Annotated in this window: 8 protein-coding genes and 1 pseudogene; 5 read left to right on the top strand and 4 right to left on the bottom strand. The window is 64.1% G+C overall.

The annotated features are described in order from the left end of the window. Nucleotides 1-39: 39 nt before the first annotated feature. The 4 genes from VDP82_RS09000 to phnD form a co-directional block, all read right to left on the bottom strand. On the bottom strand, nt 40-1,197 hold the full coding sequence (locus VDP82_RS09000) for an ABC transporter substrate-binding protein (protein ID WP_323014515.1): 1,158 nt from the start codon (nt 1,195-1,197) through the stop codon (nt 40-42). 26 nt (nt 1,198-1,223) lie between these two features. Beyond that, entirely contained in the window at nt 1,224-2,309 is a 1,086-nt protein-coding gene (locus VDP82_RS09005) for an ABC transporter ATP-binding protein (protein ID WP_323014516.1), read from the bottom strand. Continuing rightward, complete coding sequence (locus tag VDP82_RS09010) at nt 2,309-4,105, bottom strand: iron ABC transporter permease (protein WP_323014517.1); 1,797 nt, start codon at nt 4,103-4,105, stop codon at nt 2,309-2,311. The genes VDP82_RS09005 and VDP82_RS09010 overlap by 1 nt, the downstream gene beginning before the upstream one ends. Nucleotides 4,106-4,198: 93 nt before the next feature. After that, a complete protein-coding gene (gene phnD / locus VDP82_RS09015; RefSeq protein ID WP_323014518.1) occupies nt 4,199-5,119 on the bottom strand; it encodes a phosphate/phosphite/phosphonate ABC transporter substrate-binding protein in 921 nt (306 codons plus the stop codon). 140 nt (nt 5,120-5,259) lie between these two features. Between phnD and VDP82_RS09020 the strand changes: the two genes are divergently transcribed. From VDP82_RS09020 to VDP82_RS09040, 5 genes and pseudogenes are all read left to right on the top strand, one after another. Beyond that, nucleotides 5,260-5,949, top strand: a complete 690-nt coding sequence (locus VDP82_RS09020) for a response regulator transcription factor (RefSeq protein ID WP_323014519.1) — start codon at nt 5,260-5,262, stop codon at nt 5,947-5,949. After that, the gene (locus VDP82_RS09025; protein WP_323014520.1) at nt 5,939-7,327 is read left to right on the top strand and encodes a sensor histidine kinase; all 1,389 of its coding nucleotides are present in this window, start codon (nt 5,939-5,941) and stop codon (nt 7,325-7,327) included. Before VDP82_RS09020 ends, VDP82_RS09025 begins: the two co-directional genes overlap by 11 nt. Then, nucleotides 7,324-8,334 carry an ABC transporter substrate-binding protein gene (locus VDP82_RS09030; RefSeq protein ID WP_323014521.1) on the top strand — a complete coding sequence of 337 codons (1,011 nt, stop codon included), beginning with the start codon at nt 7,324-7,326 and terminating at the stop codon, nt 8,332-8,334. The genes VDP82_RS09025 and VDP82_RS09030 overlap by 4 nt, the downstream gene beginning before the upstream one ends. Before the next feature lie 259 nt (nt 8,335-8,593). After that, entirely contained in the window at nt 8,594-8,908 is a 315-nt protein-coding gene (locus VDP82_RS09035; RefSeq protein WP_323014522.1) for a hypothetical protein, read from the top strand. Nucleotides 8,909-8,959: 51 nt separating this feature from the next. Further along, nucleotides 8,960-9,735 (top strand): annotated as a pseudogene (locus VDP82_RS09040) (IS3 family transposase); the annotation flags it as partial.

Below are 9,735 nucleotides of genomic sequence, written 5' to 3' on the forward strand. Positions count from 1 at the left end.
GCGCGCCTTTCCGAACTTGAATAGAGAGGTTTCCGCCGCTCAGCGTGAGTTGATCAGCCAGAAGTCCTGCCAGTCCTGCAGATGCGCGAAGTCATCGGCGGCAGTTTCGGAGTGGGGGACATGCATCTGGTCGAGATAGTTGATGATGCCCGAAGCTTCCGATCCCGGCATGGAGGCGGTGGTGTTGGTAGCGATCTTGCCGTCGCCCAATTGTGGGATCATGCCTTCACCCGACATCATGAAATGCACGAAGAGCTTGGAGGCGTTGGGGTGCTTGGTGCCGGTGGCGATCACCGCGACGCGTGGGGTAAGCTGGCCGACCCAGGGCTTGAGCCCGTCGCACACGCCCATGCCATAGCCGTTCTTGCTGGCATCACGGAAGATCGAGGTGGACAGGAACCCCATGAAGGGCTTTTCCTGGCCGGGTGCGCCGATGATCGGGCCGACATCGGTGTCCGAGCGGGTGACGCTGGGCTTGTTCTGGGCCAGGCGCTTTACCCATTCGGCTGTGGCGCTGGCCTCATCGGTCGCCAGATCTTCGCCGAAATAGGCCTTGTAGGCATCGGCCATCGCCGCATCGTCATGGGTGGCGATCTGGTTGAACCAGAACATGGTCTCGTTGCGCAGCAGCGGATCGGGGATGGCGACGCGCCCCTTCCACTCCTCGGTGGTCAGAGCCCATAGATTGTCGATGGGGCAGCCATCGGTATGGACGTCGGTATTATAGGCCCACACCCAGGGATTGAGGCTGGTGATGGCCGGGTTCCGGTATTGGACCGGAACCTGATCGACCAGATCGGGCGGCATCCAGCTCGTGCCCGCGTCCAGCACCATGATCTGGGTGGTTACCGAAGGCAGGTTGGACATGTTGAACACATCCGTCTGCACGTTCTGGGCCTGGGCCTCGCGCTGGATGATCTGCTCCTGGTCCTGGCCGCTCATCTTCACGCCGGTGGCCTCGATGCCGTATTTTTCGGTGAAGGCAGTGGCCATGTCCACGATCTTGCCGGTGGCGTCGATCACGGTGATCGGGCCTTCCTTCTGGGCCGCCTCGATCAGTTTTTTGAGGGAATAATCGGCGTCGGGAATGCCGATCTCCTGGGCGCCGGCGGCGCCGGCCAGCGTCAGGGCCAGCGCCGAAATGCCGGCGACGAGCGCCTTGCGGGTGCGGGCGTGGGTTTTGGACGTGAGAGACATCTGCTCCTCCTTTGGTGTCCGTGGGGTTATGGGGTCTGGGCGCGGTTTCCGGCCGCATCGAAGATGTGAAGGTGCTCGTGCGCGACCGACAGGCCCACCATGCCGCCCGGGGTCACTTGCGGCGCCTGCGGGGTAATGGCGTGGAAGCTGTCGGTGTCCACCGCCAGCTCGACGATCCAACTGCCCCCGGTTGGCACGATATCGATCACCCGGGCGGGGCGCGTCTCGCCCTCCGCCTGGCTCACGAGCTGCACCGATTCGGGGCGGATGCCGACCGAGCCGGCGGGCTGGGGCAGGGCGAGGGGGGCCAGCAGGGCCCGCGCCCAGTCGGTCAGCGGGCCCTTGGTGCCTTCACCCAATTCGATGATGTTGATCGGCAGATTGCCGACGAATTCGGCGACGAACCGATTGGCCGGGCGCTCATAAATGTCGTCGGGCGTGCCCAATTGCTGCAATTCACCCTCGCTCATCACCGCGATGGTGGTGGCCAGGGTCATCGCCTCCCATTGGTCATGGGTGACGAAGACCACGGTAGCCCCGATTTCCTGGTGAATGCGCTTGAGTTCGGCGCGCATTTCCAGCCGCAGCTTGGCGTCGAGATTGCTGAGCGGCTCGTCGAGCAGGATCACGTCGGGCTTGAGCGCCAGCATGCGGGCCAGCGCCACGCGCTGCTGCTGGCCGCCCGAAAGTTGCGAGGGCAGGCGGTCCCGGTAGCGGGCGATGCCCAGCTTTTCGAGTACTTTGGCCACGATCCGGTCGCGCTCTGCCTTGCCCGTCTTGCGCAGCTTGAGCCCGAATTCGACATTCTGCGCCACGCTCATATGCGGCCAGAGCGCATAGTTCTGGAACACCAGCCCCATATTGCGCTTGTCGGCCGGCACATAGACGCCGTCTTCGACCGAGACCAGCGTGTTCCCGCCAACCGTGATGCTGCCCTCGGTGGGGTGTTCGAGCCCGGCGATCATGCGCAATGTCGTGGTCTTGCCGCAGCCCGAGGGGCCGAGCAGGCAGAGAAAGTCCGATTTCGGAATTTCCAGATTGAGCCGATCAACGGCGGGCGGAGCCGATTTCGTATAGGCCTTGCGAACGTCGCTTAAGCTGATGTTGGACATTAATTGCCTCCCAGGCCGTCGGAGAGTTTGGATTTGGTGAGCCGCTGCACGAGCATGGTGCCGCCAAAGGCGATGACGCAGATCATGAGCATCACGGCGTTGCTGGCCTGCGCCATGCCATAGTCGACCAAACGCAGCGCATAGGTGGTCAGGACATCCGTGCCCGGCACGGCGAGCACGACGACCAGGCTCAGCCCCTTGATGCCGGAGATGAAGGGCAGCAGCACGCCGGACACCAGCGCGCCCTTTTGGATGGGCATCACCACGGCGGTCAGGCGTTTGAGGAAGCCGGCGCCGACATTGCGCGCCGCTTCTTCGGGGTCGCGCCCCAATTGCATCATCGAGGAAATGCCGGCGCGCGAGGCGAAGGGCATCTGGTCGGCCATGATGGCCAGCACGAGGATAATGGGAGTGCCATACAGCGCCGGCACCGGCCCGCGCTGCACCGCGAACATGGAAAGATAGGCGGCGGCAAAGGCGATGCCCGGCACCAGATAGGGCAGAAAGGTCACCTGCCGCAGGAACAGGGCGACGGCCTTGACCTCGGTGCGCGCCACCACATAGCCCACAATCAGCCCGAGAAAGCCGGCGCCGAGCGAAGCCACGCCCACGATCCACAGCGTGTTCCAGGTGGCGCGCCAGAATTCGGGCGTCAGCAATATGCCCTGCTGCAGCGCCACCGTGCCCAGGCCGGTGCCGACCCAGAATTCGAGGGTGAAATTTTCGGGGCTGAACACCCCCGGCACCTTCATCACCGTAGTCAGAAACAGCGCCATCAGCGGAATGAAAGCGCTGATTACGAAAACGAGCCCGGCGAAGCCGAAGGCGGGCAGGCGCCAGCCGCCCAGGCGCGTGACGCGATTCATCGAGCCCTTGGAGCCGATGACCACGAAGCGCCGCGCTTCCTTGAGCAGATACATGTCGATCAGGATCGAGAACGAGCCCAGCACCACGATGGTCAGCGCCAGCAGGGCGCTCATGCCGGTCTGGTTGGTGGAAATGGCGCGGAACAGCGAGGTCGCCAGCACATCGAACCCCACCGGCACGCCCAATATGTAGGTGACGCCGAAATCGCCCAGGCATTTGGCAAAGATCAGCGTCGCCGCCGAGACCAGAGAGGGCAGCATCAGCGGCAGGATGATCTTGCCGGCAATGGTGCCGCCGCTGGCGCCGACGCTGCGGGCCGCGTCTTCGAGCGAAGAGTCGAACTGGCGCAGCGCATTGCCGAACAGCAGGATGACAAAGGGCGTGTAATGCAGCGCCAGGATGAGCGTGATGGGCAGAAAGCCATAGGCTAGCCAGTCGGGCGGGGCAAAGCCCAGGCTTTCCATCCAACTGGCCGATCCGCCTGTGGTGCGGTTCTTGAACAGCGTCATCCAGGCCAGCGCGAAGGTCCAGCTCGGCAGCATATAGGGCACGATCAGCGCGGTGGAGAACCACTTCCGGCCCGGCAGGTCGGTGCGGCTGATGAGCCAGCCCAGCGGCAGGCCCACCGCCAGCGCCAGGACGATGGCGCAAAGCGCGATCAGCGCCGTATGCAGCAGCGGGCGCCAGAATACGTCCTGCGAAATGGCCGAGAAGAAGACGCGGTTGATATAGTAGAGCGTCGCCTCGCCCATGGCCTGCTGTGCGCGGACCTGGTCGGCGAACTGCACCAGGAACGCGTCCATGAGCAGCAGCACCACCGGGGCGGCGATGAGATAGCAAAACAGCACCACCAGCCCGATGCCGATCAGCGTGGTCGGATCCTGGTTATGCACCCTGGCTTGGTAGAGGTTTCTGCCGAAACGCGTCATGTCTTTGCCCTTTGTGGGGGTGTGCGGGGCCGCTGGCCTGACCCCGGATGTCCTCCAGGGCCGCCGCGCGGCATGCTCGAATTCCTATTGGTCTTAAAAGGGCGGCGGATCGCTCGCCTGCTCGATCACCTCGCGCACAGAGGCCCAGTCGCGGTCATAGCGGATGGGCAGAAAATGCTCGTCGCCGCCGAATTCGGCCTGCATCTCCGGAGTGAAGGTGAAGTTGAAAAAGCACCGCTTCATCTCGGCCACCAGGTCGGGATGCAGGTCATGGGCGTGGGCGAAGGACGAGGTGGGAAACAGCCCGCTTTTATAGATGATGCGGAAGGCGTCGCGGCGCACCGTGCCGCGCTCGATCATACGCTCCAGTACGTCCGAGGCCACCGCGGCCATATCGTAGTCGCCGTCGGCGACACCCAGGATCGAGCGGTCATGCCCGCCCGACATCAGCGGCACGTAATTCTCGCCCGGCACCAGCCCTTCCGAGGGGAAAAAGACCTGCGGGGCCAGATGTCCCGAATTGGAGAGGGTGGACGTATGCGCCACCCGGCGCCCGGCCAGATCGGCCAGGGTGTGGTAGGGCGAATCCGCCCGTACGATGGCCAGCACGCGATAGCCGCGCAATTGCTCGCCCACGCCCTTGGCCGCAAATGGCACCGCGCCCGCCCCATTGACCGCCTCTGCCGTGGGTCCGGTGGAAAAGCCGGCGAAATGCAGCCGGCCCGAGCGCATTGCTTCGATTTCGGCACTCGTGTTCAACACCGGGTAATAGACGATCTGCCGCCCCAGGCACGTTTCCAGATGCCGGGTGAAGGTCTTGAAGAGATTGGCGTAGACCGCCGGATCCTCGATGGGTGCGTAGGCCCAGACCAGGGTTTGCGGGTCGCGCCACAAAGTAGGATCGGTGGGCAAATCTGCCACCAGGTCGCCATCGGCATCGCAATAACGCTCGTGCAAGGCGCCATCAAGGCATTGCTCCGCCGCGTCCGTCGTCAGCGGAATAAGCAGCAGCATGCCCCATGCCAGACCTGCAGCCAGAAATCTCGACACCTGCTTCCTAGTCCCCCGCGCCGTTCGCCTTGACGGTTCGTCTTTTCGCCATTGGGCTAATGATACTGGCCGATGCTGTCATAATCCTGTTATTTGCATCGAAGATGCGTATCCTGCTGATCGAAGACACTCCCGACATTGCCTTTGCCATCTCCATGCGGCTGGAGGATGAGGGCTATGGCGTCACCGTCGCCCATGATGGGACCGAGGGCGAGGCGCTGGCTATGGCCGGCGGGCACGATCTGGTAATTCTCGATATCAACCTGCCCCGGAAAGACGGCTTCGCCGTACTGCGCAGCATTCGCGACAGCGGCGTCTCCCAGCCGGTCATCGTCATCACCGCGCGCAATCAGGTGGCCGACAAGGTGGGCCTGCTCGATTTGGGCGCGGACGATTATCTGGTCAAGCCCTTCGATCTGTCCGAACTGGTTGCCCGCATCCGCGCGGTGGCGCGCCGGCATCTGGGCGCCGCCCAGCCCGTACTGCGGCTGGGGACGATGAGCATCGATCTGGCTTCGCGCGCCGTTATGGTGGCGGGAAAGCCGCTCGATCTTGGCCGGCGCGAATTCGACGTTCTGGAAACGCTGGCCAGCCGTGCCGGCCATACCGTCACCAAGGACAAGCTGGTGCTCAAGCTCTTCGGCTATGAGGATACGGGCACGCCCAATGCTATCGAGTTGCTGGTCTCGCGCGTGCGCCGCAAACTCGAAGGCAGCGATCTCGAAATCATCACGCATCGCGGCATCGGCTATATGCTGCGCCAACGCTCGGAAGGGGCGGTGGGTGAGGGGTGATTTTTCCATCCAGCGACGGCTGCTGATCACTGGCGCGGCGCTGCTGGCGGTGGTCGGCCTCTTCATGTTCTGGGCCGTGCGCTGGTATGCCCAAAACGCGGCCGAAGAGGCGTTCGACCGCGTTTTGGGAGCGGCGGCGCTGTCCATCGTCGATACGGTCTCCATCCAAGAGGGCGAGGCGACGGTGGATCTGCCCCATTCCGCGTTCGCTATTCTGGGCACGTCGCGCCTCAACCGCATTTTCTACCGCGTTGTCGCGCCCGATGGACGGCTGATCACCGGTTCGCCCATTCTGGGGCTCGAGGTGCCCCATGGCACCGGGCCGGGCTTGCGTTTTTTCTCCAGCACCCATCGCGGCGCGCCGGTGCGCATCGCCGCCGCCGCGCGCTATCACACTGATGCGGCGGGCGGCGGCTGGGTCGATGTGCTGGTGGCCGAAACCCGCGAGGCGCGCGATCAGCTCGGCCTGCAATTGAGCGTCAATGCCGCCCTGCCTGCAGTGGCGCTCGCGCTGCTGGCCTTCCTGCTGATCTGGCTGGCGGTGCGCCAGGCCTTTGCGCCGCTGCACACCGTGGAGGCCGATCTGCGCCAGCGCGCCGCCTCCGATCTGCGCCCGGTTTCAGGGCCAGTGCCGCGCGAAGTGCGGGCGCTGGTTTCGGCGCTCAACGATTTCATGGAGCGGCTGGATTCGGTGTTGGTGGGGCTCAAGAACGTCACCGCCGACGCCGCCCACCAGCTGCGCACGCCGCTGACCGCCATGCGCGCCCTGTCCGAGCTGTCGCTGGAAAGCGCGCCCCCGGGGCGCCACCGCGAGATCATGCGGCGCATTCACACCAATTCGGTCAATGCCACCGTGCTGGCCAACCAGATTCTCACCGATGCCACTACGCTCCATTCGCTCGAAACCCGTCTGCGCGAGCCGCTCGACATGCGCCAGATCATCGGCGAGGCGCTGCAAAGGCTGCAAACCGAGGGATCCTATCCCGGTCTCACCGCTGCATTGCGGCTCGATCTCCCTGACGCGCCGGCCATGGTTGAAGGCGAACCGAACAGCCTGCGTGAAATGGTGCGCAATCTGGTCGAGAACGCGCAGATTCATGCGCCTGGAGTCATCGAGGTGGCGCTGCGGGCCGGGGGTGCCGGTATCGTCCTCACGATTGCCGATCGCGGACCGGGCATAGCGCCCGACATGCGCGAAAAAGTCTTCGAGCGTTTCGAGCGCGGCGCCCATAACGGTCCCGGTTCGGGCCTTGGCCTGCCCATTGCCCGCGCCGTGGCTAAGGCCATGGGCGGCAGCATCGCCGTTGATGATAGAGTGGGCGGCGGGCTGGTGGTCACCGTGCGCCTGCCGCTCAGAAGGAAGAGGGAAAGGCCATGAGGCGGCGCAACCTGATCTCGCTGGCGCTTGCATCTGCGCTGTCCGGCATGTCATCGCGCGGCTTCGCGCAAGCGTGGGCCTCGCTGGCGATCATGGGCACCGAGACACCCGAAATCATGGCGGGACTTGTCGGTGCGTTGGGGCAGGAGGCGGAACTGGCGGGGCTGGCTGTCGATTACCGGCAGGCCCGCCCGGCCCAGATCATTTCCCGGCTCTCTGCCCAGGCCGAAGCCGAGGCTTTGCCGCATCTGGTGCTGCTGCCCACGCCCGACCTTGCGGTACAAGTGGCCAATGAGGGCTACACCCTGCCGCAGGTCCCGCCTGGCGGGCTGGAGGCACCGCACTGGCGCAACGAGGTTTTTGCCGTCGCTCACGATGCGGCGGTATTCGTCACCCATAGCGGTCAGATTCCGGCGGAAGAAGCGCCCCGCTCGCGCACCGAGCTGGCCCGCATGCTTGAGCGCAACCGTCTCCGCTTTCAGGGGCGCATGGGACTGGTCAACATCGGCATCGACAATGTCGCCTATGGCTATGCCGCCCAGGACAGCCTGCGCTCGGCATTGTTCTGGCGCATTTCCGGCGCCTTCGGCATGGCGCAGGCCCGCATCTTCGATACGCCCGAGGAACTGTTGGCCGCGCTGTCGCGGGGTATCATCGATTTCGGCTATAATGTGCCGCTGTCGGTGGCCCGCCGCGCCGCCGCCGAGCATACGGAAATCGGCATCATCATTCCGCAGGACTATGTGCTGGCGCTGCCCCTGACGGCGCTGGTGCCGGTTCATGCCGGCTTGCCCCGTGGGCTGGTGCCGTCCGAACTGACGGGCCTGTTGTTTTCCACGCCGGCCCAGCAGGCCCTGGGCGCCATGGGGCTGACGCCCATCGGCGCCAGGAGCGGCATTGAAAATCTGCAAACTATCGAGCTGGGGCCCGAATTGCTGGTCTTCCTCGACCCCCTCAAGCGTAGCCGCTTCCTCGATACCTGGTTTCAGCAGGTGGTGCAGAACTAGAGAGGTTTGGTCCCTGAGTGCGGGCGTGCAAAATTCGACCACGGTAGATGGGTAGTTGCTGCCGAACCCAGACGATCTGGCAAAAAGTGTTTCCCACCTTCATGGGACCTCGATGACGGGGACAGGTGAATTTCCGCAAGAAGATATCGCGGACACAGCTCCGGAAGTTCATGGCTGACCAGGCACCGTGTGTGGTCGCGATGGAGGCTGTGGCAGTGCGAGCTACTGGGCGCGCGAATTAGTCAAGCTCGGCCATGAGGTGAAGCTGCTGCCGCCGCAATACGTGAAGCCGTTTGTCAAACGCCAGAAAAATGATGCCGCCGACACCGAGGCGATGGTGATCCCGGCACAGCGCCCCGAAATGCGATTTGTCGGACCGAATACGGCGGAGCAACAGGCCCGGGCCCCGCTGTTTCGGTCCCAGGATCGCCTTGTTCGGCAGTGCCTGAGCCAGGTGAATGCGCTGCGAGGGCTGCTCTACGAGTTCGGCTATGTCGTGCCTGACGGTCCCTCGATTTCGTGGATACCTTTGCTAAGCCTGAGAGGGCATGGAGGTGTTGAATGGCGAAGATGAGAAGGGAGTTTTCTCCCGAGTTCAAACGCGAGGCGGTGGCGTTGTTGGAAGGTCTTGGCCAGCGGCTACTACGCGTGGCGCAGCCGTCCAGAAAGCGCCCGGGCGCGCGCCAGCCGTGCGCTGCTTGCCAGTGTGCGTCGTCTCCATGACGAGCATCATGGCCGTTAGGGTAGCCCCAGGATGCATGCCGCGCTCCGGGCGCAAGGCGGGACTGCAAGTTGTGGCCGCGTTGCGCGACTGATGCGTCGTTACGGTATTCGCGCGCTCGCCGGTCGCAGGTTCAGGCCGTGCACGACCGACAAAAGCCACTCTCTGCCCATTGCGCCGAACCTGTTGAAGCAGGAGTGCGTCGCGTCCGCACCGAACCGCATCTGACTGGCCGACATCACTTTCATCGCGACCGGGCAAGGATGGCTGTATCTCGCCGCGGTGCTCGACCTGACGACCGCAAGATCGTCGGCTGGTCGATGCGTGACCACATGCGAACCGAACTGCCGCTGGCCGCGCTGATGATGGCCACACAGCGGCAACGGCCGGCCGAAGGCCTCATCTGTTATTCCGGCCCGGCAGCCAATACGCATCCGAGGCCTGCGCAAGCAACTCGCCGCCATGAAAGCGAAACCGTCAATGAGCCGCACGGCCTGTTGCTACGATAATGCGCCCATGGAGAGCTTCTTCCATACGCTCAAGGTCGAACTCGCCCATCAGCGGCGATGGGAAGCGCGAGAGGGTGCGCGACGAGACCTCTTTGCGCATATCGAGGGAAACTATAACCGGCGGCGGATCCACTCGCCTCTCGGATATAGGACCCCAGAACAGGCCCAACG

Origin of the sequence: Devosia sp. (genome assembly GCF_034675085.1) — a bacterium.
Taxonomy (GTDB): Bacteria; Pseudomonadota; Alphaproteobacteria; order Rhizobiales; family Devosiaceae; genus Devosia.

Coding starts and splice junctions, on each gene's coding strand:
- VDP82_RS09000 (WP_323014515.1), bottom strand. CDS start 1,197: ATGTCTCTCACGTCCAAAACCCACGCCCGCACCCGCAAGGCGCTCGTC.
- VDP82_RS09005 (WP_323014516.1), bottom strand. CDS start 2,309: ATGTCCAACATCAGCTTAAGCGACGTTCGCAAGGCCTATACGAAATCG.
- VDP82_RS09010 (WP_323014517.1), bottom strand. CDS start 4,105: ATGACGCGTTTCGGCAGAAACCTCTACCAAGCCAGGGTGCATAACCAG.
- phnD (WP_323014518.1), bottom strand. CDS start 5,119: ATGCTGCTGCTTATTCCGCTGACGACGGACGCGGCGGAGCAATGCCTT.
- VDP82_RS09020 (WP_323014519.1), top strand. CDS start 5,260: ATGCGTATCCTGCTGATCGAAGACACTCCCGACATTGCCTTTGCCATC.
- VDP82_RS09030 (WP_323014521.1), top strand. CDS start 7,324: ATGAGGCGGCGCAACCTGATCTCGCTGGCGCTTGCATCTGCGCTGTCC.